At 61.0% G+C, this 24,005-nt stretch carries 24 protein-coding genes and 1 tRNA gene; 17 read left to right on the top strand and 8 right to left on the bottom strand.

Annotated features, from left to right (window positions below):
• Window positions 1-1,109 (top strand): HNH endonuclease signature motif containing protein (locus tag YWU_RS18385; RefSeq protein ID WP_169718916.1); only part of this gene is annotated, 1,109 nt, incomplete at its 5' end.
• Window positions 1,110-1,139: 30 nt separating this feature from the next.
• On the opposite strand, the gene YWU_RS0112775 is transcribed toward YWU_RS18385, so the two are convergent.
• On the bottom strand, window positions 1,140-1,937 hold the full coding sequence (locus tag YWU_RS0112775; RefSeq protein ID WP_027020768.1) for a hypothetical protein: 798 nt from the start codon (window positions 1,935-1,937) through the stop codon (window positions 1,140-1,142).
• Window positions 1,938-1,963: 26 nt separating this feature from the next.
• On the opposite strand from YWU_RS0112775, the gene YWU_RS0112770 reads away from it, so the two are divergent.
• From YWU_RS0112770 to YWU_RS16905, 4 genes are read left to right on the top strand one after another with little or no spacing between them, the layout of a single operon-like run.
• On the top strand, window positions 1,964-2,806 hold the full coding sequence (locus YWU_RS0112770) for a DUF3097 domain-containing protein (RefSeq protein WP_027020767.1): 843 nt from the start codon (window positions 1,964-1,966) through the stop codon (window positions 2,804-2,806).
• Window positions 2,807-2,823: 17 nt separating this feature from the next.
• Window positions 2,824-3,264, top strand: a complete 441-nt coding sequence (locus tag YWU_RS0112765) for an NfeD family protein (protein WP_034647913.1) — start codon at window positions 2,824-2,826, stop codon at window positions 3,262-3,264.
• A 2-nt stretch (window positions 3,265-3,266) separates the two neighbouring features.
• On the top strand, window positions 3,267-4,487 hold the full coding sequence (locus YWU_RS16910) for an SPFH domain-containing protein (RefSeq protein ID WP_084142199.1): 1,221 nt from the start codon (window positions 3,267-3,269) through the stop codon (window positions 4,485-4,487).
• Between the two features lie 41 nt (window positions 4,488-4,528).
• On the top strand, window positions 4,529-5,521 hold the full coding sequence (locus YWU_RS16905) for a glutathione S-transferase family protein (RefSeq protein WP_034647929.1): 993 nt from the start codon (window positions 4,529-4,531) through the stop codon (window positions 5,519-5,521).
• Here YWU_RS16905 and YWU_RS0112750 read toward each other — a convergent pair.
• Window positions 5,508-6,074 (bottom strand): hypothetical protein, encoded by a 567-nt coding sequence (locus YWU_RS0112750; protein ID WP_027020765.1) that lies wholly within the window; start codon window positions 6,072-6,074, stop codon window positions 5,508-5,510. The two genes, YWU_RS16905 and YWU_RS0112750, sit on opposite strands and share 14 nt — an antisense overlap.
• Before the next feature lie 9 nt (window positions 6,075-6,083).
• Window positions 6,084-6,770 carry a TVP38/TMEM64 family protein gene (locus YWU_RS0112745; RefSeq protein ID WP_027020764.1) on the bottom strand — a complete coding sequence of 229 codons (687 nt, stop codon included), beginning with the start codon at window positions 6,768-6,770 and terminating at the stop codon, window positions 6,084-6,086.
• Between the two features lie 237 nt (window positions 6,771-7,007).
• On the opposite strand from YWU_RS0112745, the gene YWU_RS0112740 reads away from it, so the two are divergent.
• Genes YWU_RS0112740 through meaB form a run of 3 tightly spaced genes read left to right on the top strand, consistent with a single transcriptional unit; the run spans window position 7,008 to window position 12,131 of the window.
• A complete protein-coding gene (locus tag YWU_RS0112740; RefSeq protein ID WP_027020763.1) occupies window positions 7,008-8,843 on the top strand; it encodes a methylmalonyl-CoA mutase family protein in 1,836 nt (611 codons plus the stop codon).
• Window positions 8,844-8,845: 2 nt separating this feature from the next.
• A complete protein-coding gene (gene scpA, locus YWU_RS0112735) occupies window positions 8,846-11,029 on the top strand; it encodes a methylmalonyl-CoA mutase (protein ID WP_027020762.1) in 2,184 nt (727 codons plus the stop codon).
• Window positions 11,030-11,033: 4 nt separating this feature from the next.
• The gene (meaB, locus tag YWU_RS0112730) at window positions 11,034-12,131 is read left to right on the top strand and encodes a methylmalonyl Co-A mutase-associated GTPase MeaB (RefSeq protein WP_027020761.1); all 1,098 of its coding nucleotides are present in this window, start codon (window positions 11,034-11,036) and stop codon (window positions 12,129-12,131) included.
• On the opposite strand, the gene YWU_RS0112725 is transcribed toward meaB, so the two are convergent.
• The gene (locus YWU_RS0112725; RefSeq protein ID WP_027020760.1) at window positions 12,110-13,534 is read right to left on the bottom strand and encodes an SDR family oxidoreductase; all 1,425 of its coding nucleotides are present in this window, start codon (window positions 13,532-13,534) and stop codon (window positions 12,110-12,112) included. The two genes, meaB and YWU_RS0112725, sit on opposite strands and share 22 nt — an antisense overlap.
• Window positions 13,535-13,626: 92 nt before the next feature.
• Here YWU_RS0112725 and cls point away from each other — a divergent pair, with 92 nt between their 5' ends.
• On the top strand, window positions 13,627-15,135 hold the full coding sequence (gene cls / locus YWU_RS0112720; protein WP_156892842.1) for a cardiolipin synthase: 1,509 nt from the start codon (window positions 13,627-13,629) through the stop codon (window positions 15,133-15,135).
• Window positions 15,136-15,212: 77 nt separating this feature from the next.
• On the opposite strand, the gene YWU_RS0112715 is transcribed toward cls, so the two are convergent.
• Window positions 15,213-15,298 (bottom strand) — tRNA-Leu (locus YWU_RS0112715).
• Window positions 15,299-15,482: 184 nt separating this feature from the next.
• Here YWU_RS0112715 and YWU_RS0112710 point away from each other — a divergent pair.
• The 4 genes from YWU_RS0112710 (at window position 15,483) to YWU_RS16895 (ending at window position 19,682) form a co-directional block, all read left to right on the top strand.
• Complete coding sequence (locus YWU_RS0112710) at window positions 15,483-16,022, top strand: YbhB/YbcL family Raf kinase inhibitor-like protein (RefSeq protein ID WP_027020758.1); 540 nt, start codon at window positions 15,483-15,485, stop codon at window positions 16,020-16,022.
• A gap of 92 nt (window positions 16,023-16,114) precedes the next feature.
• The gene (locus YWU_RS16900) at window positions 16,115-17,689 is read left to right on the top strand and encodes an N-6 DNA methylase (protein WP_051260357.1); all 1,575 of its coding nucleotides are present in this window, start codon (window positions 16,115-16,117) and stop codon (window positions 17,687-17,689) included.
• 13 nt (window positions 17,690-17,702) lie between these two features.
• Window positions 17,703-19,043 carry a hypothetical protein gene (locus YWU_RS0112700; protein WP_027020757.1) on the top strand — a complete coding sequence of 447 codons (1,341 nt, stop codon included), beginning with the start codon at window positions 17,703-17,705 and terminating at the stop codon, window positions 19,041-19,043.
• A 63-nt stretch (window positions 19,044-19,106) separates the two neighbouring features.
• Window positions 19,107-19,682, top strand: a complete 576-nt coding sequence (locus tag YWU_RS16895; protein ID WP_051260356.1) for a hypothetical protein — start codon at window positions 19,107-19,109, stop codon at window positions 19,680-19,682.
• 3 nt (window positions 19,683-19,685) lie between these two features.
• Here YWU_RS16895 and YWU_RS16890 read toward each other — a convergent pair whose 3' ends face one another.
• Window positions 19,686-20,798 carry a hypothetical protein gene (locus YWU_RS16890; RefSeq protein WP_051260355.1) on the bottom strand — a complete coding sequence of 371 codons (1,113 nt, stop codon included), beginning with the start codon at window positions 20,796-20,798 and terminating at the stop codon, window positions 19,686-19,688.
• Window positions 20,799-20,948: 150 nt separating this feature from the next.
• Between YWU_RS16890 and YWU_RS16885 the strand changes: the two genes are divergently transcribed.
• From YWU_RS16885 to YWU_RS18830, 3 genes are read left to right on the top strand one after another with little or no spacing between them, the layout of a single operon-like run.
• Window positions 20,949-21,617, top strand: a complete 669-nt coding sequence (locus YWU_RS16885) for a phosphoribosylanthranilate isomerase (RefSeq protein ID WP_051260354.1) — start codon at window positions 20,949-20,951, stop codon at window positions 21,615-21,617.
• Between the two features lie 35 nt (window positions 21,618-21,652).
• Window positions 21,653-22,288, top strand: a complete 636-nt coding sequence (locus YWU_RS16880; protein ID WP_051260353.1) for a TroA family protein — start codon at window positions 21,653-21,655, stop codon at window positions 22,286-22,288.
• Entirely contained in the window at window positions 22,285-22,407 is a 123-nt protein-coding gene (locus YWU_RS18830) for a hypothetical protein (protein WP_276201930.1), read from the top strand. The genes YWU_RS16880 and YWU_RS18830 overlap by 4 nt, the downstream gene beginning before the upstream one ends.
• Window positions 22,408-22,612: 205 nt before the next feature.
• Here YWU_RS18830 and YWU_RS0112670 read toward each other — a convergent pair whose 3' ends face one another.
• Window positions 22,613-23,365, bottom strand: a complete 753-nt coding sequence (locus tag YWU_RS0112670; protein ID WP_027020756.1) for a sulfite exporter TauE/SafE family protein — start codon at window positions 23,363-23,365, stop codon at window positions 22,613-22,615.
• 84 nt (window positions 23,366-23,449) lie between these two features.
• On the bottom strand, window positions 23,450-23,731 hold the full coding sequence (locus tag YWU_RS16875) for a DUF6506 family protein (RefSeq protein ID WP_034647916.1): 282 nt from the start codon (window positions 23,729-23,731) through the stop codon (window positions 23,450-23,452).
• Window positions 23,732-23,819: 88 nt separating this feature from the next.
• Here YWU_RS16875 and YWU_RS0112660 point away from each other — a divergent pair.
• A partial coding sequence (locus YWU_RS0112660) for a transposase (protein WP_027019035.1) occupies window positions 23,820-24,005 on the top strand: 186 nt, incomplete at its 3' end.

The raw sequence follows: 24,005 nt of genomic DNA, 5'->3' as shown, positions 1-24,005 counted from the left end.
ACATCGCCTTAATGCTCGCCGCCCTGCCAAGGCTCGCCTACGTCATCAACCACCGCGGGCACCTACGACCGGAATACCTCCGCGTCATCGCCGATGCGATCACCCCCATCCTGGAATGTGGCGGCATCGACGGCCCTGATCTAGATGATCTGCCGGATCCGCAGCAGATCCTCACCGAGATTGAACCGATGATCCTCACCGCGATCCTGCCGCGGATTAATGGGCAGAAAATGATCTCCGCCCGCACCCTCTACCAACGCCTGCAGGCGGCCATCGAGGTGGTCAACGAGTATCTGCGCCCACCAGATACAACCGTTGAGCCTGATGCCGAGCGCATTGACATCTCCGATGATGGCCATGGCACCGGTTTTATTCAGGCGCGGATGGGTCGGGATAAAGCAGCTGAGATCACTGCCGCGATCGATGCGGTCACGGCAAAAGAGAAGTGCACTGAGGTTGATGCGCTGCTGCATTTGGTGCGCGGTTCCACCCAGGTGGAGGTGACGTTGAATTTGTACTGCCATCTCAATGGTGGGCCGATCTGGTCGGCCAGCACTGGGTGGTTGTCGGAGACTGCCTCGGCGCGGTGGCTTCAGCGGGTGGATAATATCCGGTTTATTTCCGATAGTGCGGCTCAGGGGTATCGGCCGACCCAGTCGCAGGTGGCTTTTGTGGTGGGCCGGGATGGGTCCTGCATGTTCCCAGGTTGTGCGGTGTCGGCGGATCGGTGCCAGCTCGATCATGTGGTGGCGTATAACCATGCTGATCCGGCTGCCGGTGGGCCGACGGATACGGAGAATCTTCATGCTTTGTGTCAGCGGCATCATAATGTGAAGACTGATGGGCATTTTGAGGTGATTCGGTTTTCCGATGGCACGGAGAAGTGGGTGTCGGCGGGCACGGGGGCGCAGGCGTCGTCGAGGTCGTCGGGTCCGGCCAGTGGTCCGGGTCGGGTGTCGGTGTCTGCTCGGTTGCGTCGGAAGTCGCGGTCGGTGCGTGAGCGCAATCGCCACCGACGTGATGGGAACTCAGACCCGCTGGATGCACCACCCGCAGATAGAGAACCGTTCGACGCATCGACCAACGATCGGACCGGCGGGCAGGAGTAACGAAAATAAAACGCCGAACCCAAGGCCGAATTAGTCGGCCCACTCCCGAACCGCGTAATCGACAGCAGCTATGCGGGCCCGACGAACATCGGCCCACAGCGGAATCAGCTGCGGGTCGACGATCGCGCCATGTGCTCCGGTCTGTGCGACAGTCAGGATTGCCGCGACTTGGTCGGCTCGGGACATGAGTCCGCCTGCGCGTCGAGGAACATCATCCGGCATTGCGATGTGGTCGAAGTGGTCGGTTAGCGTTCCCACCATCAACCTGGGATCGCTTAACTGACGTTGCGGTACGCCTCCAGGATGCGCGAGTTCGAGTGCAGTGGCAGCCCTGCGAGTGGCCTCAGCGAGCATGAGGTCAGCGTCACCGGGGGAGAGGTGCTCAGGCTCGGGAAGAGGACCTTCCAGGGAAAACCATTGCCAAGTGGTGTCAGCACCTTCGGTGGCGGGGACAATGACGTGATGCCACATGGGATCCGCATCCGAGATGATGATCGCGGCACCTGCCTCCTGCGCCTCCATGGCCGCTGAAGTACCGGCCGGCAGCGACGGCGCCTGTCCTGGTCCAGACAGCACGAGTCGCACCGCTGGCTCACCGTCCCTTCGCCAGTTACCACCTGCGGTTACTGAACGGACGAGTGCAAGGAGATTGCGGTGGTCGGTGTCGGGGATGTTTGCGTCGATAAGCGAGATCGGTGCGCGACCACCTAGGGCCTCTAGCGCATCGAGGGTGTTGTCCCACCCGCTGTAACCGGTTGCCCAAGCACCTAGCCATAGGGCGATGTGCTGAGTCGGGTTCCAGACCTGTTCGACGACGGTTCTCTCCATGAGGAGACAGGATAGTCTCAGTTCCCATGAAGTCACACGACCCCTACTCAGGCATGGACATCCTCGGCGACGGAGCGAAGGCGCATTCGCGCCGGCAACCGAAGACGTATCCGGACATTCCGGCGACTGCAGACGTTGTTGCCGAGGTGATCGCAGACGGTTGGGTCGGAGCGGTCGTGGGGTTCGAGAAGTCTCGCGACGGAGATTTGGTGCGGTTGGAGGACAGGCGCGGCAAAGTTCGACTGTTTCCTATGCGGCCGGGGGCATTCTCCGTAGACGGGGTGCAAGTGAACCTGGTCAAGCCAGTGCAGAAATCAGATCCCCGGTTGGTGCGGTCGGCATCTGGCTCTCGAAAGGTCACTGACGTTCAGGCGAAGATTGCCCTGCCTAGCCGGATCTGGGTGGAAGGGCTTCACGACGCAGAGATCGTCGAACGCGTCTGGGGACACGACCTCCGCGTTGAAGGTGTGGTTGTGGAGCATTTGGAAGGCCTCGACAATTTGGCGGACCGACTCGCTGAGTTCCAGCCTGGGCCGGGTCGGAAAGTGGGGGTGCTCGCTGACCACCTAGTCGAGGGTTCCAAGGAAATGCGGATGACGCAGCAACTGGGCCCGCACGTCCTAGTGACCGGACATCCGTACATCGACGTTTGGCAGGCGGTGAAGCCGTCGGTAGTGGGAATCCGACAATGGCCGACAGTTCCTTACGGCGAGGACTGGAAGACCGGAGTGTGCGACAGACTCGGATGGGGGACTCCGACGGACGCGTGGCGAAAGGTCCGAAGTTCGGTAACCGGATTCATGGATCTCGAACCGTCACTGCTGGGTGCGGTGGAACAGTTGATCGACTTCGTGACCGCACCGGAGTGACTCTGTAGTCTCGGGGTGTGTCTGCGATTATCTGGTTAGGCCTGTCACTACTACTTCTCGTCGGCGAGTTATTCGTCGGGGAGTTCTTCCTCCTGATGGTCGCCGGTGGTGCATTGGCCACCGCCGGTGTGTCCATGTTCGACATTCCGTTATGGGGGCAGGTCGCGGTTTTCGTGGGGTCCACGGCGCTTTTAACGTACGTCGTGCGCCCGGTTCTCAAGCGTCGCTTCACCGCACCCGACCGAACCGCAGAGCTGGAGGGCGGCGCCAGGGAAATTCCCGGCCGCACCGGCGAAGTGGTCGAACCGGTGAGTGCGTCACAGGGCATGATCAGGGTCGCGGGCCAATTGTGGTCGGCCCGGAGTCTGGTGGACGAGATCGAATTTGAGGAGGGTGACAAGGTCACCATCGTCAGCATCGACGGCAACACCGCCGTCGTCGACAGAGAGGTTCAGTAACAATGGCAGGATTGATTGTGTCAATCGTCGCCATCCTCCTGGTCCTGGTGATCGCCGCGAAGGCGATCATTCTGGTGCCTCAGGGGGAAGCGGCGGTCATCGAGAGACTGGGTAGGTACACCAAGACGTTGAGTGGCGGATTGTCCTTCGTCATTCCGTTCGTGGACCGTGTCCGTGAAAAGGTCGACACCCGTGAGCGGATGGTGAACTTCCCGCCGCAGGCCGTGATTACCGAGGACAACCTGACCGTCGCTATCGATACCGTGGTTACGTTCCAGGTCAACGACCCAGCACGCGCGATCTACGGCATCAATGACTATGTGAATGGCATCGAGCAGATCACCACGGCGACGCTGCGAGACGTCGTCGGTGGACTGACTCTGGAGCAGACCCTGACCTCCCGTGAGTTCATCAACCGCCGTCTGCGCGGTTCTTTGGATGAAGCGACCGCAAACTGGGGTCTTCGCATCGCTCGTGTGGAGCTCAAGGCGATTGATCCGCCGCCGTCGATCCAGCAGTCCATGGAAATGCAGATGAAGGCTGACCGCGAAAAGCGCGCGATGATTCTGACTGCAGAAGGTACGCGCGAGTCTGAGATCAAGACCGCTGAAGGTAAGAAGCAGTCGCAGATCCTCGCCGCCGAAGGTGACAAGCACGCTGCGATTCTGCGTGCTGAGGCCGAGCGTCAGGCGACCGTCCTGCGTGCAGAAGGTGACCGCGCGGCACGCTACCTGGAGGCTCAGGGTGAAGCCCGTGCCATCCGCAAGGTCAATGCGGCGATCAAGGCATCGGAGCTCTCCCCGGAGGTGCTCGCGTGGCGCTACCTGGAGACTCTTCCGGAGTTGGCAAACAACGAAGGAAACTCCGTCTGGATGGTTCCGTCGCAGTTCGGCGATTCCCTCGAGTCCTTTGCCCGTGCGTTCGGGAAGGCCGACGAGGACGGCGTGTTCCGCTACGAGCCGCCGGTCGTCCCGGACCATGTTCGCGAAGAAGCCGAGGCGGACGACGCCGAGGAGTGGTTCGACATGTCCTCGAACCCTGAGATTGAACAGGCCGTCGCTGCTGCCAATGAGGATGCCAAGCGCATGGTCGAGGATCCGGCCGTGGCTGCACAGCGCAGCCGCGTGAGCCCAGAGATCCCGGCTATCGATGCACCGCAGTCGATGCCGACGCCGCCATCCACGGCCACCGAGACTGAGACGGAGCCTCCGGCACTGTCCTAGCGGAACCACGGTTGGTTGTCATGTCATCTATGATTGATGGCATGACCACTGACCCGCATTCCACCCCCGGGGTTTACGTCTCCGAGGGGGCTGAGTTCACCCGCGACCAGCGCTACATTTCCACCCGAATCGCCGTTGACGGTGGCGAAGGGTACCCAGTTGAGGCAGACCGCTACCGGCTGATCGCCGCGAAGGCATGCCCCTGGGCGAACCGCGCGATCATTTCGCGCACCCTCCATGGCCTCGAGGACGCTATTTCCCTCGGCCTGGCGGGCCCGGTCCACGATGAAGAGTCATGGACCTTCGATCTCGATCCCGGAGGGATCGATCCGGTGCTCGGAATTCACCAGCTTCGCGACGCCTATTTCGCACGTTTCCCAGGCTACGAGCGGGGGATTACGGTGCCGGCGATGGTTGAGGTCGCCTCCGGCGAAGTCGTCACGAACAACTTTGACCAGATCACTCGCGACTTTTCCTCGGAATGGACGCAGTTCCACCGGGACGGAGCGCCCGACTTGTTCCCAGAAGGCCGCCGGGACGAGATGGAAGAGGTGATGCAGATGATTTTCACCGAGGTCAACAACGGCGTCTACCGCTGCGGCTTCGCCGGTTCCCAGGATGCCTACGGCAAGGCCTATGACCGCCTGTTCACTACCCTGGATTGGCTCGAAGAGCGGCTCACCGCTCAGCGTTATCTGGTGGGTGACACCATCACTGAGGCCGACATTCGACTGTTCACCACCCTCGTTCGGTTCGATCCGGTGTATCACGGGCATTTCAAGTGCAACCGCAACAAGCTCATCGAGATGCCTGCTCTGTGGGGATACGCCCGGGACCTGTACCAGACGCCGGGATTCGGAGAGAATGTCGACTTCGATCAGATCAAGTCGCACTACTACGAGGTCCACCGCGATCTGAATCCGCTAGGGATCGTGCCGAAGGGCCCGGACCTGAGTGGATGGACGACCGCTCACCATCGGGAGGAACTGGGAGGCCGGCCGTTCGGTGACGGAACGGCGCCTACAGTTCGTTAGCGCGACCCAGCAGGTTGACGGCCAGTGACCAACCGGCTTCCTCAGCCTGCCAGCCGGCGGCGGCGAGCCTCTGGTTCACGGCTTGCTTACTCACGCCGAGTTCCTTCGCTGCCTCCACTTGGGAAAAGCCTGCCCGAAGGAAACCTGCAGCCTCTCGGCCCTCAGGGGACCTGCGGGAGATCACGTGCGATAGCAAGGCGAAAGCGGCCGCGATGTCGCCAGACCACGATGCTGCAGCAGGATCGTCAGATCGGATCCGCACATGCACAGTGCCAGCGCGCCCTCCACGAGAGAGTGCTCCGTGTGCGGCTGTGAGGGCCTCATCGCCGTCAGGTGCGATACCGATAGACACGGCCCACTCGCCAGCAGATAGCAGGGCCATGACTAGAGTCGAGGCGCCTTCAGCGTCGTCAGTGACCGAGGAGATATCTTCGACCCCTTCGACCGACACGGTGCCGATACCCGGCAATCCGGACAGGGCTTCTGCCGACGCGTTAACGAGCTCAGCTCGTCTAAAGGATCGACCACGGTATCGGGCGGCTACGGCGAACATGACGACAGTCTAGCTTTTGTCCTTGACATCGTCGGGTGTTGGAAGCCGCATGTCGATAATCAATCCGATAATTCCGAGAGTCACCAGGATCGCCGTCAGGATGATCAGGCTTGGGCTCTGACCTCCGGTGAGGGCGTCAGTGAAGAGGATGACGGCGATGGTGTTCGGCGCTGAGCCGATAATCGTCGCCAAAAGATACGGCCAGAACTTAATCCCCGTCAGCGCCAGTGCGTAACTGAGCGGGGCGAAGGGGATCGCCGGAATCATTCGCATGGAGCCCACCGCCAGCCAGCCTCGCGCTTGGAGGCGGCGGTGGACGGTAGAGAGCAGGCCGTCGGGAAGCCATCGTTGAACGCGGTCACCCGCAACGAACCTGACCATCAGAAACGACAGCGCGCCCGACACCGCAGTGCCGGCTACGGCAATGGTGATTCCCACCGCAGGAGTAAATAGGACCCCACAAGCGATAGTGAAGACGGAGCGTGGAGTGGGGAAAACGGTGAACAACGCGTAAGCGATGAAGAACACCAGGGGGAACCACCGGCCGGTCTGCTCGGCCCAGGCTCGAAAGTCCGCCAGGTCGGGGATTCCGAACTGGACGATGCCCCACACCGCAGCAGTCACAAAAGCGATGGCGCCGAGGATTTGGAGGGCGAGTAGGCGTCGGGAAGCTGTCCCGTTGACGGATTTTTCCATTTCCTTCAGCCTACCTACCCCCTCAGATGCAGCGACGATGCCCCAGACAACCCCCGATTTCGGGGAATGAACCTTCCAAACCGGTCATGTGATCTGGCTTGCACCAACTAAGGTTGGTGAGAACGGTTGCGAACGGTGTCAACTCACCGATCGTCACCCAACGTCATTGATGGAGGCAGGGCCGGAGGCGTCAACTTCGCGCGCCTGCCCGCACAACAACGAGGGAGCACGTCCGCCGTGACTGAACGACAGACCCCATCTGGGCCCCCGCCCGGATTCGATGAGCAGCTTCAGGCCTGGCACAAGGCAGTCGCTGGAGTTTTCGCCCGGGTGGACCGCAAGGACGTCGGCGACGTCCCGTTGGATTCCTGGAAGCGGCTGGTCACCACGACGTACGACGGAATCGACGTCAATCCTCTTTACACGCGGGCGGATGAGCTTCCCGAGAGCGCGGAGCCGGGCAGTTTCCCCTACACCCGCGCCGCGGACTTGAAGCCGCTAGAGACCGCCGGTTGGGGCGTGCGCGAAACGTTTACTGCCAAGGGGTCGAACACCGCAGTGCTCGGAGCGCTGACGAATGGAACGACTGACCTGCGCTTCGATCTGCGCGATGGGGTCGATGCGTCTGACCTGAAGTCCGCACTCGCTGGAGTGATCCCGGAGTTGGCGCCGCTGATTGTTGACGCCGGCGCTCAGACAGCCGCTGCGGCCGAGGCATTGTTCGCCATCGCGGATACGGCTTCGGACCAGGAAGCAGTTCACCTGGAGCTCGGTGCGGCGCCGCTGACCGGCTTCGAGGAGGGCTCCGAAGTGAGCCTGGAGGACGCACTTGAGCTGGCGGTTGCTGCATCGAAGCGACCCGGTGATGTGCGTGCGTTGCTCGTCGACGGTGTTGCGTTTGGAAACCTGGGCGCAGGGGATGCCCAGGAGATCGGATACTCCCTTGCTGTGGCTGTCGAGTATCTGCGTGCGCTGACCGGCGCCGGACTGTCTGTGGATGAGGCGGTCGCGCAGATTTCATTCCGCCTTAGCGCGACCGACGACCAGTTCGCGACGATCGCGAAATTCCGTGCGGCACGCCAGTTGTGGGCCCGCGTCGTGGAGGTATCAGGTGGATCGACCGCCGAGGACACGCCGTTCAATGCGGTCACCGCTCCGGTGATGTTCTCCCGCCGGGATCCGTGGGTGAACATGTTGCGTTGTACCGTCGCAGCGTTCGGTGCTGGTGTCGGCGGTGCGACGTCGGTAGAGATCTCGCCTTTCGACGCCGCCGTCGTCGGCGGTCAGCCCGGCGTCAGCCGCGCCTTCGCCGCTCGCATCGCTCGCAACACCAACCTCCTGCTGCTGGAAGAGTCCCACCTTGGCATGGTCGCGGACCCCGCCGGCGGATCCTTCTACGTGGAGAAGTTCACCGATGAGCTTTCCGACGTCGCTTGGTCTACTTTCACCTCACTCGAATCCGACGGCGGCTTCTCCGCCGGGCGAGATTCGGTCTTCGCCGCAATCGCTGAGACCTACGAGGCACGCCGTGCGGATATCGCGCATCGCCGCACCAGCATCACGGCGATCAATGAGTTCCCGAACCTTGCCGAGGCTCCGCTGCCAGTTGAGGCGCGACCTCACGGTCAATCGGTCCTTCGCTGGGCGGCAGACTTTGAGGAGCTTCGGGACCGCTCCGATGACTTCCTCGCCGAGAAGGGCTCGCGTCCGCAGATCGCTTTGATTCCGCTGGGCCCGTTGGCAAAGCACAACGTGCGCACCGGTTTCGCGACCAACTTGCTGGCCTCCGGCGGTATCGAAGCCATCAACCCTGGCCAGGTCACCCCAGGTACTGACGAGTTCACGAAATCTGTCTCCACTCCGGTAGTCGTACTTTGCGGCGCTGACTCGGAGTACGCAGCTTCCGGAGAGGAGGCCGTCCGCGCAGCCCGAGCTGCTGGCGCCACGGAGGTTCTGGTCGCAGGTTCACCTCGACCGTTCACGGAGGCCACTGACTCTCCGGACGGTCACCTGACCATGACGATCAATGCCGTCGAGGAATTGTCCCGACTGCTCGACACCCTGGGAGCGTAACCATGAGCCAGATTCCTGATTTCTCCGACGTCTCCCGGGCCGCGGCCCCAACTGCCGCGCCGACTGAGGCCACCGAAGCCCGGTCGATTCCCGAGGGCATCGATGTCCGGCGCTATTACACCCGAGCAGACCGCGATGCTGTTGCGGCTGCCGGGCACCCGGTGGATTCTTTCCCGGGCCTGCCGCCGTTCATGCGTGGTCCTTACCCGACGATGTACACCAATCAGCCGTGGACGATTCGCCAGTACGCGGGTTTCTCTACTGCCGCTGAATCCAACGCCTTCTACCGACGCAACCTTGCCGCCGGCCAGAAGGGCCTGTCGGTCGCCTTCGACTTGGCCACACACCGTGGCTATGACTCGGATAATGAGCGGGTGCAAGGCGACGTCGGCATGGCCGGCGTGGCCGTGGACTCCATCTACGACATGCGGCAGCTCTTTGAGGGAATTGACCTCGGCGCAGTGTCCGTCTCGATGACGATGAATGGTGCGATCCTGCCAGTCATGGCGATGTACATCGTCGCCGCGGAGGAGCAAGGTGTTCCCACCGAGGAGCTGCGAGGCACGGTCCAGAACGACATCCTCAAGGAGTTCATGGTCCGTAACACTTATATTTATCCGCCGAAGCCGTCGATGAAGATCATCTCGTCGATCTTCGAGTACACCTCGCTCAAGATGCCGAAATTCAACTCGATCTCTATCTCCGGCTACCACATCCAGGAAGCGGGAGCGACCGCTGACCTGGAGCTGGCGTACACGCTTGCCGACGGAGTGGAGTACATCCGCTCCGGTCTAGAGGCGGGACTGGACATCGATAAGTTCGCTCCGCGGCTGTCCTTCTTCTGGGGCATTTCCATGAACACCTTCACCGAGATCGCCAAGCTTCGCGCTGGCCGCATCTTGTGGGCTGAACTGGTGGACAAGTTCGATCCGAAGTCGGCAAAGTCGCGGTCGCTGCGTACACACTCTCAGACCTCCGGATGGTCGCTGACTGCTCAGGATGTTTACAACAACGTCGCCCGCACCTGTGTGGAGGCAATGGCCGCCACCCAGGGCCACACCCAGTCACTGCACACCAATGCCCTCGATGAGGCACTGGCGCTGCCGACGGACTTCTCCGCGCGTATCGCGCGTAATACCCAGTTGCTGCTGCAGCAGGAGTCCGGCACTACCAAGCCGGTGGATGCTTGGGGCGGTTCGTACTACGTCGAGACCCTGACTCATGAACTCGTCGAGCGCGCTCGCGCTCATATTGAAGAGGTCGAAGAAGCTGGCGGCATGGCGCAGGCGACCGTCGAGGGCATTCCGAAGCTGCGCATCGAAGAGGCTGCTGCGCGTACCCAGGCTCGGATCGACTCGGGACGTCAGGCGCTTATCGGTGTCAACAAGTACCAGGCTGAAGAAGACGAGCAGATCGAGGTGCTCAAGGTCGAGAACTCTCGCGTCCGCGTCGAACAGCACGCCAAGCTCGACGAGCTCCGAGCAGAGCGCGACGAGGAAAAGACTCAAGCCGCATTGCGCGCGCTTACCGACGCCTGCCGCAACCCCGGCGAGCCGGGCGACCTGGACAAGAACCTATTGAAGCTGGCGGTTGATGCTGCCCGTGCCATGGCATCGATCGGTGAGATCTCCGATGCAATGGAAGAGGTCTACGGCCGCCACCAGGCGGAAATCCGCACCTTGTCCGGTGTGTACAAGGAGGAGGTCGGTATGGGCGGAGTTCAGCCCAACGTCACCCGTGCCATGGAAATGGCTGAAGAGTTCGAGGCGCAGGAGGGTCGCCGACCCCGTGTCTTCTTGGCGAAGATGGGCCAGGATGGCCACGACCGAGGTCAGAAGGTTATCGCCTCGGCGTACGCCGACCTCGGCATGGACGTCGATGTCGGACCGCTGTTCCAGACCCCGGCGGAAGCAGCCCGTTCGGCAGTCGACGCAGACGTCCACGTCGTCGGAGTGTCCTCGCTGGCGGCAGGTCACCTGACGTTGGTTCCGGAACTTCGCGATGAACTGGCGAAACTCGGTCGCGACGACATCATGATTGTCGTCGGCGGAGTCATCCCGCCGGGTGACTTCCAAGAGCTGTACGACGTCGGCGCTGCCGCAATCTACCCGCCGGGATCGGTTGTGGCTGACAGCGCGATCGACATGATCACGAAGCTGGCGACGATCCTCGACCTGGATCTCTAAAACGATGAGCCGCTTTCTGGAGGAGAACCTCGGCACATTGGTGACCACGGCGGGCACTGCCGTGGAAGGCACCGCGGTCGCACCGGAGCAATTGCGCCGGGTTCGTCGCCGCATCGATGTCGACGAGCTGTTCGACGGGGTGCGCGCTGGCAACCGTGCGGTCATCGCCAGGGCAATTACCCTCCTGGAATCGACGGCTCCGGCCCACCGGGTCCTTGCGCAGGAACTGCTGGAACGGTTGGTTCCGTTCTCCGGAGGTTCGTTGCGGGTAGGGATGACGGGAGTTCCGGGCGTCGGGAAATCGACGACAATCGAGTCTCTCGGCATGCACCTCATCAATGAGGGCCACAAGGTTGCCGTTTTGGCGATCGACCCGTCCTCTACCAAAACCGGCGGCTCGATCCTCGGCGACAAAACCCGGATGGGGAAGTTGTCCGCAGAGGAGAATGCGTTCATTCGTCCGTCGCCGTCCGCGGGAACACTCGGAGGTGTCGCGAAGGCATCCAGAGAGTCAATGGTTGTGATGGAAGCGGCCGGATATGACGTCGTCATCGTGGAGACTGTCGGCGTTGGACAATCCGAGGTCGCTGTCGCTCACATGACCGATTGCTTCGTTCTTCTGGCGCTGGCTGGCGCTGGCGATCAGCTCCAGGGCATCAAGAAGGGCATCTTGGAGATGGCCGACGTCATCGCGATCAACAAGGCAGACGGCAACAATATCCGTCCAGCCAAGCGCGCCGCGCGTGATCTATCGGCCGCGCTAAAATTGGTGCGGGGCAAGGATGCAGACTGGACTCCTCCGGTGTTGACGATGTCGGCTGTGGAGCAGGAGGGCGTCGGGAAGCTGTGGGAGGCAGTTCTGCAGTACCGCGACCTGAAGGTCGCGGCCGGGACATTCGATTCCGATCGTGCTGATCAGCAGATCGGTTGGATGTGGTCGATGGTGCACGAGACGCTGCTGCGGCGCCTAGATGGCTCCGAGGCAGTGCAGAAGACGAGCACTCTGGTGGAATCGCAGCTTCGCGACGGTCAGGTCTCACCAACCCTCGCCGCCGGCAAAATTCTCGAGTCCTTCGACTCTCACCAATTCGACGGACGATAGTCCTTGAGGAACACTCCGGAATAATCGGTTCCGCGCTCTCCGGCGACGATCGGGTGGTACACCCGGGCCGCCCCATCGATGAGGTCGAGGGGAGCGTGGAATCCTTCGTCGGCCAGTCGAACTTTGGTGACGTGGGGGCGCTCGTCGGTGATCCAACCGGTATCGACAGCAGTCATGAGGATCCCGTTATCTTTAAGCTCGCCAGCCGAGGTGCGCGTCAGCATGTTGAGCGCGGCCTTGGCCATGTTTGTGTGCGGATGACCGGGGCCCTTGTAGCCTCGCCCGAAAACACCTTCCATAGCGGAGACGTTCACGACGTATTTTCGGTCCGCTGTTGATGCTTCCATCGCCGGACGCAGCCGGTTAACCAGGATGAATGGCGCAACGGAGTTGCACAGCTGCACCTCCAAGAGCTCCAAGGGGTCGACCTGGCCCACTGTCGCGACCCACGAATTATGGTCGACGAGGTCCGGGATGAGACCTCCCGCGTCCACGGCAGTGCCATCCGCGATGCGCTCCAGTGAGGCAGATCCTGCGGTCATGGCTGCGGTGGCGAGGGCGTCGGCGGCAGAGGTGGAACCGGGCGCAGTCAATTGAGCTGGGTGGAGCTCGGAGGACTGGCCGAGCTGCAGCCATTCGACGTCGGTTTCCAAGGGCGCAGATTCACCGTCGATGAGTCCGCTGTAGGCGCCAGGGGAGCGTCGCACAGTCTGGGCCGCATTGTTGACGAGGATATCCAGCGGCCCCGCGGCTGCGACGGAGTCCGCCAGGTGAATGACCTGTGCCGGGTCGCGCAGATCGATGCCGACGACCTTGAGCCGGTGCAGCCAGTCCGCAGAATCTGGAACCTGCGTGAATCGCCGGACAGCGTCCCTGGGAAAGCGCGTGGTGACGGTGAGATGCGCTCCATCGCGCAACAGCCGCAGCGCGATGTGCATTCCGATCTTTGCGCGCCCACCCGTCAGAAGTGCTCGGCGGCCGGTGAGGTCCACCCTCGCGTCGCGCCACATCCGACCCTCGACAGCGCAGTCGGGACAGAGCTGATGATGGAACCGATCCACCAAGGTGTAGGGCTTTTTGCAGATGTAGCAATTCTGCGACCGAATCAACTCGCCAGCAAAGGGGCTCTCCACTGAAGTGGTGAGATCCTCGCCGCGAGTTTCATCGTCGATACGGTCCGGTGACCCGGTCGCGGTCGCCTCGATGACAGCGCGGTCGGCATCCTGGCGCTGTTTCTTCGCGGCATTGCGCCGTTGGCGCTTCACATCCTTAAATAGCTTCCCGACGGCCCGCTGCAACACCACCGAATCCGGATGATCGGCATCCAGCCGCCCTCCTTCGTCCAGCACCCGGAGGCATGTTTCCAGGTCAGCGGGGTCGATGCTGGTGGGGGAGTCGGGCACTGGTCCGCCTTTCCTGGAGGGAATTCAACCTCGAGAGCTTAGCCTGGTTGCCACCGCTTTCTCGAAAACTGCAACGGCTAGGATGTTTCCTCATGGACGTCCTGATGCAACCCTGGCTCTGGTTCGGGAACCAGTGGTGGCAGGTGGCCATCCTCCTGATCGATCTCGTCGTGAGACTCTGGGCAATCGGGTTTGTCCCGGAGAACCGGAACCCGGCGTCGTCGACTGCGTGGTTGATTCTCATTCTCCTGGTGCCAATCGTTGGCTTCCCCCTCTTTCTCCTGATCGGATCACAGTCGATCAAAGGGCGAAGGCACCAAATTCAGGCTGCGGCGAATGAGGAAATTGTCCGGCGTACTGCCCATCTACCGGACATACCAAAAGATTTAATTGACGGCGGAGATTTCGAGCGGAGCGAAGAACTTCAGTACAGCATCCGCTTATCTCGGCGACTGACGAAACTTCCGGCGGCGAAGGCGAATTGCCGGGCGGTGTATTCCGGTTACACCGAGAGCATCGCGGCGATGACCAAGGCCATCAACGAGGCTAAAGACACAGTGCATGTGCAGATGTACATCTTTGCCCTCGACCCGACGACGCAACAGTTCGTAGACGCGATCCTCGCGGCACATCGTCGAGGTGTGATGGTCCGAGTGCTCGTCGACCCGATCGGCTCCCAGAAGTATCCCGGGTACCGAAAACTGCGCTCGGTGCTGAATGAGGCTGGGGTGTCCTGGCACCCGATGCTGCCTATCGACCTGTGGCGGCTCCAATGGCGTCGACCAGACCTGCGGAACCATCGCAAAATTGTCGTCGTCGACGGTCAGCGGGCTTTCCTCGGATCCCTGAACATGATTGAACCTCAGTACCAAAAGCGCCGGAACCACGCGGCCGGTAGGCGTTGGGAAGATGTGATGATTGAGTTGATGGGAGACGTCGTCACGCATCTTGATGCTGTTTTCGCAGTGGACTGGACCAGCGAAGGCCACGAGCCTCCTGTGGAGCAGTCCTCGCAGCCGGTGAAGGAGAAGGTCGGGGATTCCGATCGGATCAACGTGGTGCAAGTTCTGCCGTCTGGGCCGGGATATGAGACGGTGCCGAACCTGAGGGTCTACAACGACCTTATTTATCAGGCGCGCGAGCGGATCGTGGTGGTCAGTCCATACTTCGTCCCCGACGAGTCGCTAATGATGGCGCTCACGACGGCCGCACATGCCGGCGTCGAAGTCATTCTCCAGGTAAACGAGAAGGGCGACCAGTTCATGGTCAATCACGCCCAACAGTCCTATTACACAGAGCTGCTCAAGGCTGGGGTGCGGATCCTGCGCTATCCAGCACCAGCGATCCTGCACTCGAAATTCCTCATCATCGATGGTCGGGTCGCAACGGTCGGCTCTTCGAACCTCGACATGCGCTCGTTTGAACTGAACTATGAAGTGACGCTCCTGGCCGCCCGTGGCTGCATTGTCGATGACTTGGAACGCATCGCTGCCGGTTACGCAGAAGTCTCCACTGAGCTGAGCCTGGAGGAGTGGCAGAAACGGCCCTTCATCAGTTGGTACCTCGACAACGTCTTCAGGCTGACCTCGGCACTTCAGTAACCGCGGTGCTTCCCAACACGGACGGCACCGCAATCAAAAATTCCCCGGAGCGAATATCGCTCCGGGGAACCGGGTTGTGCCCGGAGGGGGACTTGAACCCCCACGTCCGTTAATAGGACACTAGCACCTCAAGCTAGCGCGTCTGCCATTCCGCCACCCGGGCAGGTGGTTGGTGCGGTATCTCTCCGCGGCAACGAGATAAAATATAGCCCGGATTGTTCGCCGCTAACAAATCGCCTGCGCATGGTACATTTTCGTGAATTTCATGCGTGTAATCCGTTGGCCCTGGCGCTTGCTCATGGGGACAGTCGTGGCGGGAACCGGTGGCCTTCGGCACACTTGAGATCATGACTACTCCGCAGAACTTCCCTGGACCTGATCCCTATGCTCCGCTTAAGGACCTACCCACCTTCACACTGACGTCGCCGGATATCACCGAAGGCGAGCAGATCGCCGAGACGTTCCGTGAACCGAACGGCGTGTCCCCGGAACTTCGATGGTCGGACTTGCCGGAGGGCACCAAGTCCATCGCTGTGACCTGTTTCGATCCGGATGCCCCGACTGCCTCTGGTTTCTGGCACTGGGCCGTGTTCAACATCCCCGCTACGGAGACTGGCCTCGCTCGTGACGCCGGCGCCGAGAGCGGTGCGAACCTCCCAGAGGGTGCCATTCAGCTGGCCGGTGACTCCGGGGTCCGCGGACACTACGGTGCAAACCCGCCGCCGAACCACGCACCGCACCGCTACATGTACGCGGTGCACGCTGTAGACGTCGAAGAGTTGGACGTGCCCGAGGATTCCACCTGCACCGTCCTGGGATTTAACCTCTACTTCCACTCAATCGGACGCACGATCATCACCCCATGGTGGGAGAACACCGACGGATAGCAGACGTTCGAACAGCCTCCGGATGGGCGTGTCCGCCCCTGTGGTAGCTTCCCGCAGCTGATAGCTAAAATTTCGGATCCGGAGGTTTCGTCGTGACATCGACCCGCGTCGAGCAGGGGAGTGGCCGCACCACTTTCTCGGCATCCAAGGTCAATCACGTGATCCGGGAGATGCTGGGAACCAACCTGAGTAAGCGGGGAGCCCGGGACAAGTGGTTGGCGGCTGTCGCTACCAGGTGTGTGGCCACCCGTCCGGACCTCGCGGAGGCAATTACTTCAGTTCTGGGGAAGGCACCGGCAGGGGAGGACCACCTCAAAGGGCTGTCGATCGGGGAGATCGGCATCTGTTACGAGGCCATTTTGTCGCTGGTTGACCGTGACAGTCGCAAGAATTCCGGCCAGTTCTTCACCCCAGACGATGCCGCCGAGTTTATGGCCGGTCAGTCACTGACGTTTAAATCTGGAATGTGGCTGGATCCGTGCTGCGGAGTGGGGAATCTGTCCTGGTACCTGGCGAAGGTTCAGCAGAATCCAGCGGAGTTCATCCGGAACCACCTGACCCTGGTCGACCTGGATGAGACCGCCCGCCGCACCGCAGTTGCGATCATTGCGGCTGATTGGGCCGCAGCAGAGGACCTGGAAGCGGTGAGGCTGCTTGACGGGCGCTCACAGAACCGAAACTTCCTGTCGACAGCTGTTCTTCCGCAGCACGATTTCGTCATCATGAATCCGCCGTATGCACGCGCCGAACCACTGCCGGGATACGAGACAGCCAAGTGTCGCGACCTCTTTGCCTTTTTCCTCGAACGCGTGGCCATTGAATCCCGCGGGTTCATTGCCGTGACACCGGCGTCCTACACCGCGTCGCCGAAGTTCCAGCCGGTACGAGAGGTGCTGGATCGGGAGTTCTTCGGTGGTGATGTGTACGTCTATGACAACGTGCCGGATACCTTGTTCCGCGGCTACAAGTTCGGCTCGAGCAACACCTCGAAGACCAATTTCGTTCGCGCGGCGATCACGGTCTGCAATCCGGAGATGACGACGTGGCGCATGACTCCGATCATCCGATGGCAATCGAGGAACCGGGAAGTGATGATTGCGCAGTGCAGCCGACTGCTCACTGAAAGGCGGACCGGTCCGCATGGTGAGTGGGCCAAGATCAGCCCAGGTACTGGTCCGGTACTGGACCAGCTCACCTCCCAGCAGGTGACTATTGCGGAGCTGACGACGAAGCAAGAGACGGAATTCAGCCTCGACGTGCCGTTGACGCCGCGCTATTACATCTCTGCCACGTACCGCTCTCTCGAACGCGGTTCCAAAGAGACTTTGTACTTCCGATCAGCGGAGGACCGAGATCGCGTTGCCTTGGTCCTCAATTCGTCCGTGCCGTACCTGTGGTGGCGTGCCCTCGATGGGGGAGTGACACTGCCCAGGCGCGTCCTGAACTCCACGCCAGTTCCTGAGACCGTCACAGTCGATGAGGATCTCGTATCCCGGCTGCAGCGGTCTGAGGAAGTCAATGTCGTCACGAAACTCAATGCCGGGAAAATCAACGAAAACGTCAAGCACCCAGCGGAGCTGACCGACGCCCTCAATGACCACGTACTCGGCTCTGACCATCCGGACCTGAGTCTGCTTTACACCAACAACATGTTCCCATTGGACTGATCCTGGACCTGCCATGACACACACCGAAGACCTGACCCAACTCACGGATCTGCTCGGTTTGGAGGAGCTGACTGTCGCGGACAGGAACATCATTCCGCTGGGAGTGGTGCTCGCACTGGCGGACCTGCTCGACGTTGACCCAGGCAAGGGGACAGCAGAGGAGAGGCTGAGGGTCCTCATTGATGAGGCAGGTCTCGTCGACGACGCTGGTGTTGCGCTGACATTCCCGGACAAACACAGCGCATCGATCGCCGGTGCACTGACGCAGAAGGTCCACGAGGTCCGTACGCAGCAGAATAGGCGCCTGGACCGATCGCGCAAGCCCTCGCCTGCCGACGATCGCTTCCACGGCGACAACGCTCGCACCAAGAAGGAAGCCGTTAATCGGATCAGCGAGTTAACTGATTCCGGACCAGAGGAGCTCGGGCCTGGCTCGAAAGAACGTAAGAGTGTGCTGGAGAACCTCTACCGTGGACTTGGTTTCGGAGAACCTCCGAAGGCGTCTAAATCAGAGCTAGGCAGGATCCTGGCGGAAAACCTGGACATCGAGTGGGACCACCACTGCCATTCCACCGGCGAGACGATCAGACTCACCGGGCTCAATCGCCTTCTCGCGGCAGCGACTGACTTCAAGTTCCTCAGCGGATACTCACCGGCTGGCGAGGCAGCGTTGTACGCCGACGTAATCCTCCAGGAAATCCTTACCACGGCAATCATCGAGGGCGGCACTGCGCGATGGGATGGCCGCGCATCAGTGACGGAAATGATCGACCGGGGTTCTCCGAATGCTCGTCAGACCGAATGGCCCGGCTGGTACTTCGAACATCGAGTGCTGGACCCGCTGGTAGCGAAGTTCGGTGGAGGTCCACATCGGGTCGGCTCGACCACCTTCGACTACCGGGGAAAACGGACGTGGGATCTGAAGGTGCATTCGGACCACGGACGGACGACCGCGCCGCTGAATGATTTCTCCTCGGTGCAACAGGCAGCTGCCGAAGACGGAGGAATTGGTTTTATCGTGCTGCGCGGAAACCCGTCATATCAGGACGAGGACGCCTTCTACACTTGGCATAATCACGAGATTCGCGGACATCCTCCCAAAGAGCGGTCAACAAGATCTCGCAGACTCAAGACTGGATTCCAGTTGGAGAGGGTTGATTTCTATCAGGTAGGGGACGTCGGGAAGCTCAGTGGTTTTGAAGAAGCCGGCATCCTGACCGTGTTTAGCCAGGGGCGCCAACAAAGTGGCGCAGCGCGGCCCCCGAAGTACCGGATGGATCTTGCGTTGGCGGAGCGAAGTGATTTCCTAGTGCACAGTGTGGACATTTCTGCGTACCTGGGGCACATTGAGTGACCTGGGGTAGAGGGTATTGTCCTGGGTAGACAAGCACGTGAATCGAAAGGCGACGTAGTCCCGGTGACTTTCAACAACGACCAACCTGATCCCCGTTGGCAGGACAACCCGTACGAAACTCGACAGAGCTCGTACCCGCCGAACTACCAGGATTACCAGGGGTACCAGCAGCAGCCCTCCCACAATCAGCCTCAGGGCGGTGGAGCACCTGAAGGACTGATCGCTGGCCGTTTTGTCACGAAGACTCTCGTCACGAACCTGGTCTTCCTGGCACTCCTCGGTGGCGTGATCACCTTCGCCGCGACGTGGGTCGTGGACTTGGTAGTGAATGCGGCCGTGAGCGGCGTAACCACGGCAGGAACCTCTGCGGCTCTGGGATGGGCGTTCATTGCGGCGTTTGCGTCGATCATCGCAGGCCTTCTGTTCATTCCCGTGTATCGGACGGCCAATGAAGGCCTGTTCCGTGTCGCCATCAGTGCGATTGCCATCATTGCCGCCGTGGTGTGGGTCGTGCTTGGCGGCCTCATGAATGGTGACTGGACTGTGCTCACCGCGCTGGCCGGCATCATCAGCACCGCGGCCATCGCAGCGGCTGCCCCGTCCCGCGTCGCTGCAGCCGACCACTACGCCGGCCGCTAGCGGTCAGGCGTTGAACTCGGTGTAATCCGAGAATTCCTCATCCGGCTCATCTTTGACGTACTCGCGCTGGCGTTCGCGCCGGCCGTGCGTCAACTGGCGGATGTCTGCGTCGGAGTCGAAGCTGGCGCCAAGGGAGCCGGCCACCGTGCCCAGCGCCGCACTGAGCCATGCGATGTCGAAGTAGTTCATGACGGTGGCTTGTTCGCCTAGCACCTGGGTCATAAACCCTGGCTCGATGATTACTAACGCCGCGAGGAAAATAATCACAGTAAGGGATAGATACAACGCGACGATGCAGAGCAGCAGCGTGAAGACCGTCGACATGTTGTACAAAGCGATCGCCCGGGCGTAACTCTCCTGCCGGGGAGAATCCCACAGCCGATTGCTAAACATCAGCCAGCCGACCATGAGGATCACCGACAGCAGCGCGATCATCGTCATGCGCAGGGGGCTTAGCGCCGCGGACATCGCCCAAATAGAGCTGTAGAAAATACCGAAGGCGCCAGTCGCTGATGCTGCGGCCAGAGCCGTCGAGAGCTTTGGTGCGATGCGCCACGGGTTATTGCCGATAGTCATGCCTAGGACGGTGCGGGGGCCACCGGTACTTGTCGGCGTGAGGAAAATATAGCTCTTCGCACCTTCGTCGCCCTTGCGACGGGTCCACTTCAAGGTTTGTGCCGGGTGCTCCCAACCGCCCTTGTCCTCGAGCATGCGTACGACACACCCGACCAACACCTTGGTCAGTCGCTTCTTCAAGTTGATCGCGCCGAGGGTCGGGAAAGAGACAATGGCGACGTTCTCCGCGAGGAAGGTCTCCGCTTGCAGGGGGCGAAGCCCGATGTTCCTGGGGATCTCCGTGACCATAATTGTCACGTCAATGTGCGGGTACTCGTTGGAGATCCGCTTAAGCTCTCGGAGACTCAACGTGCCCTGCGGGTCGAGTTTGATCAGTTCAGTACGCAGTTCCAGCAGTACCGGCCGCCCCAGGATCTTCTGCAGTCGTCTGGTGATCTCGCTATATGACGAGTTGGTGCGAGACGAGGGAAGACCCGGATCCGCGATCACGAGAACCGAGACCGGAGGAAGAGATTCCTGGGCGTTGTTGTCTTGGGTCACTCAAACCCCTTTCCAGACGATGGACCAGCAGGATTACCGCAGCTGATCTGGATTTCTACCACATTTTCTCCAGGTGCAATTACAGCGCCCATTGGTAGGTAGTATCAGGTGCTGTTACCAGGGATGATTCGGCGGATTGAGGGGCGAGAAATGGCACTTGAGGCGAAGCGCGGGCCGTTCGTGAAGATTTGTGGATTAAAGACGCTTCCCGACGTCGACGCCTCCACTTCCGCAGACGCCATCGGTTTCGTGATGAACCGGACCAGTGTTCGGGCAATCGATGCCGACACCGTGCGCAAACTAGTCGACCACGCGGACGGCCGAGCGCTGACTGTCTTGGTAGTCAATGACATGCCAGCTGTTGACGCTGCGCGGATCGCCGGCGAGGTCGGTGTCGATGTCTTGCAGCTGCACAACTACAGCGAAGCGGACACCGCGGACGCCTTGGAAATCTTCCCCAGGATCTGGCGAGCGACGTCACTTTCTCGCGATCCTGATCTGACCGTCGGGGCCCATGGCGAGGAATTGCTGTTGCTCGATTCGCCAAAGGAAGGCTCCGGCAAGAGGTGGGACTTGTCGGCCTTGGAGGGGACAGCGCCTACCGGCCCGTGGCTCCTGGCTGGGGGACTCTCGCCGGACAATGTGCGGGAGGCGCTACAGCACGCCTCGCCGTGGGGAGTGGACGTTTCCAGTGGCGTGGAGTCCGAGCCGGGCGTGAAGGATCATGACCGGATTCGTCGGTTCATTGCGGAGGCGAGGGAAACGACACTGCCAGCGGGGACTCGCTCAGCCTCCAGCACCCGTCGATCGAGGGCTTAACCATCGACTTCGAGTCCGAGCCGAGCACGTTGGTGATGGACTGCTACGCATACAGCTCCCTGGATGACTACGGCCTGGAGCCGGCCGCGCTGTTCGGCTTCGACTGCGATAACCCCAACGTCATGGGAGATACCTCCATTGAGGGCATCCAGATGATCGGTACGGACGGTGAAATAAACGTCGAGAAGCTGGCAGAACTGCGTCCCGACGCAATCATCAGCAACGAGCAGCCGACCCGCGTGGCCCCGTTCATTCCGCTGCCCTCCGGTGGCACGGTGGACGCGAACATCGCTAATACCCGTGATGTCGCCGGGTTCCTCGGAGGTGATACCGACTCCGAGGCTATTCAGCAGGCCGACGCAGACTTTGCTGACGCCAATGAAGCCTTCTCTGCCGCGGTCGAGGGTGCAGACCTCAACTACATGCTGGCCAGCCCGGTGAAGGAGATGCTGTACTCCGGCATCGGCTTCCCGCAGGCGAACCTACTGGAGGATCTCGGTGCCACCGTCATCGGCGCGGACCGCCCGGCCGAGGGCAACCCGTGGGGTCAGATCGCCTGGGAAGAGGCCTCGACGTACCCGACCGACGCCGAGACCTCATCCAGGCGGCGGAGTTGCTCACAGTTGATCGAGGACAATGACGCAACCTGTCCAGCCCTGACGCTGACGTGACCGGCAGCATCCACATGCTGGACGAGGAGGGTTTTGCCAGAGATCTCAACGAGAACGTCGTCCATGCCGAGGCCGGCGGCGCAGTCTCGCACGCTGTCGACCGTTTCGCCAGCAGTTAATCCCGCTTGCAATTGCGCGGTCCCCAGTTCCACGAGGAATTCCAGGGTTTCCCAGACATCCTCGTGGATGTGGTTCTTCTCCAATGGCATGCGATGTCCCTCCCTGATCTCCGATCACCGAGGGTTTCCCGACGCGCCCAGCTACCGAAATTATATGCCCCTCACAGGGATGTCAGCCGTAGAAGGGAGCAGGGGAGAGGTATGCCTAGCTAAGTGCCATGACACCGTTGATCAGAACCATGATTGCACCGGCGCCCGCCAGGCCCATGGCCAGCTTGCGGGCGCCTTCGCTGGAGAGCTTGTCGTTGAGTCGGTCACCGAACCAGGCGCCTACGAAGATGGCGACGATGGCAGCCATCCAGATCCACAGGGGAAGTCCGCCGAACTCGAGTCCACCGAGCAGCACGATCTTCAGCACGAACGAGACGATGTTGGCAACCATGATGATCGGGTGGAGTGTGGCCACCCAGTCTCGGTAGTCCCATCCGGTCAGGCGTGAGTAGACGGTCAGGGCCGGTGCCGCGATGCCGGCGACGGTGCTCATAAAGCCCGCGATGGCACCTGCGATGATCATCGGGAGTTTGGCGGTCTCTGAGATATTCGCCGAATCCGGCTTGAAGATGGACGCGGCCAGGGAAAGCAACACGAGTGCACCGATGGCGATGAGCAGCCAGGCGGTGTCGATCCACATGATGATGAAGACGGCCGGCACAGAGCCGATGACCAGGCCTCCAGCCAGGATGGAGAACCTCTTCCAGTCAGTCTTTTTACGCACTGACCAGGCGTTATTTGCCGCGTTAATAATCGACAGACCGTTGACCGTGGTGACACCAGCGGCAGGTCCAAGCAGAACTGTCAGCACCGGCCCGGCGACCAGACCGAGCCCCATTCCCGTGATGCGTTGGAGTACCGCGCCGATCAATACGGCGAGCAGGAGAATGGTGGCGACAGTTAGCATGGGGAACAGTTTTCTCAGGTTCCCCTCATCTGTCAAAACCGGTGCGGCACCGGTCAGGATGCCGCAGGTTAACAGAGTGTCCTTTTAATCAGACGGGAACAGTTTCGCCATCCCGTCAATCGACTCCGGGCCGTACCCCACAGAGCCCACCGGGATTGAGTTATTGACGGCCTGGAGCACCTGCGCAGTCCAATCCGGCCCGTAGCCTCCACAGAGTTCGATGAGCTGAACTCCGTCGTCAAGCATCTCTTTGGCGACGGATACGCATGCGTCAGGAGTGTCCATTCCGACAATGATCGCCCGGAATCCGACCTTCTCAATGACGGAACGGTCGACGGCCGGATCCAGGCCTCGGCCGGTGAACATGAAGCCAAAAGTATCAAGTGGGTCTGCTGCACGTGTAGGTGACATCTGAGTTGGCTTGCCCGGGAGGGTGGGCTGGAAGGATGTCATTGTGCCGAAGCCCTATCCCCGAGAGTTCCGTGACGACGTTGTGCGTGTTGCGAGGAGTCGTGAACCAGGTGTGACGATCGAGCAGATTGCGAAAGATTTCGGCGTTCACCCGATGACCCTGCAGAAATGGTTGCAGCGCGCCGCGGTGGAGGACGGTGACCGGCCAGGGCAGACCCGAGCCGAGGGG

Origin of the sequence: Corynebacterium sputi DSM 45148 (genome assembly GCF_000427865.1) — a bacterium.
In the GTDB taxonomy this organism is placed as follows: domain Bacteria; phylum Actinomycetota; class Actinomycetes; order Mycobacteriales; family Mycobacteriaceae; genus Corynebacterium; species Corynebacterium sputi.
Note: the sequence above shows the minus strand (reverse complement) of the source record. Positions and strands in the feature narration are given on the sequence as shown.

Bases quoted from the DNA above. Each gene is read 5' to 3' on its own strand.
- YWU_RS0112775 (WP_027020768.1), bottom strand. From the start codon at position 1,937: ATGGAGAGAACCGTCGTCGAACAGGTCTGGAACCCGACTCAGCACATC.
- YWU_RS0112770 (WP_027020767.1), top strand. From the start codon at position 1,964: ATGAAGTCACACGACCCCTACTCAGGCATGGACATCCTCGGCGACGGA.
- YWU_RS16910 (WP_084142199.1), top strand. From the start codon at position 3,267: ATGGCAGGATTGATTGTGTCAATCGTCGCCATCCTCCTGGTCCTGGTG.
- YWU_RS16905 (WP_034647929.1), top strand. From the start codon at position 4,529: ATGACCACTGACCCGCATTCCACCCCCGGGGTTTACGTCTCCGAGGGG.
- YWU_RS0112750 (WP_027020765.1), bottom strand. From the start codon at position 6,074: ATGTTCGCCGTAGCCGCCCGATACCGTGGTCGATCCTTTAGACGAGCT.
- YWU_RS0112745 (WP_027020764.1), bottom strand. From the start codon at position 6,770: ATGGAAAAATCCGTCAACGGGACAGCTTCCCGACGCCTACTCGCCCTC.
- scpA (WP_027020762.1), top strand. From the start codon at position 8,846: ATGAGCCAGATTCCTGATTTCTCCGACGTCTCCCGGGCCGCGGCCCCA.
- meaB (WP_027020761.1), top strand. From the start codon at position 11,034: ATGAGCCGCTTTCTGGAGGAGAACCTCGGCACATTGGTGACCACGGCG.
- cls (WP_156892842.1), top strand. From the start codon at position 13,627: ATGGACGTCCTGATGCAACCCTGGCTCTGGTTCGGGAACCAGTGGTGG.
- YWU_RS0112710 (WP_027020758.1), top strand. From the start codon at position 15,483: ATGACTACTCCGCAGAACTTCCCTGGACCTGATCCCTATGCTCCGCTT.
- YWU_RS0112700 (WP_027020757.1), top strand. From the start codon at position 17,703: ATGACACACACCGAAGACCTGACCCAACTCACGGATCTGCTCGGTTTG.
- YWU_RS16885 (WP_051260354.1), top strand. From the start codon at position 20,949: ATGGCACTTGAGGCGAAGCGCGGGCCGTTCGTGAAGATTTGTGGATTA.
- YWU_RS16880 (WP_051260353.1), top strand. From the start codon at position 21,653: ATGGACTGCTACGCATACAGCTCCCTGGATGACTACGGCCTGGAGCCG.
- YWU_RS0112670 (WP_027020756.1), bottom strand. From the start codon at position 23,365: ATGCTAACTGTCGCCACCATTCTCCTGCTCGCCGTATTGATCGGCGCG.
- YWU_RS16875 (WP_034647916.1), bottom strand. From the start codon at position 23,731: ATGTTCACCGGCCGAGGCCTGGATCCGGCCGTCGACCGTTCCGTCATT.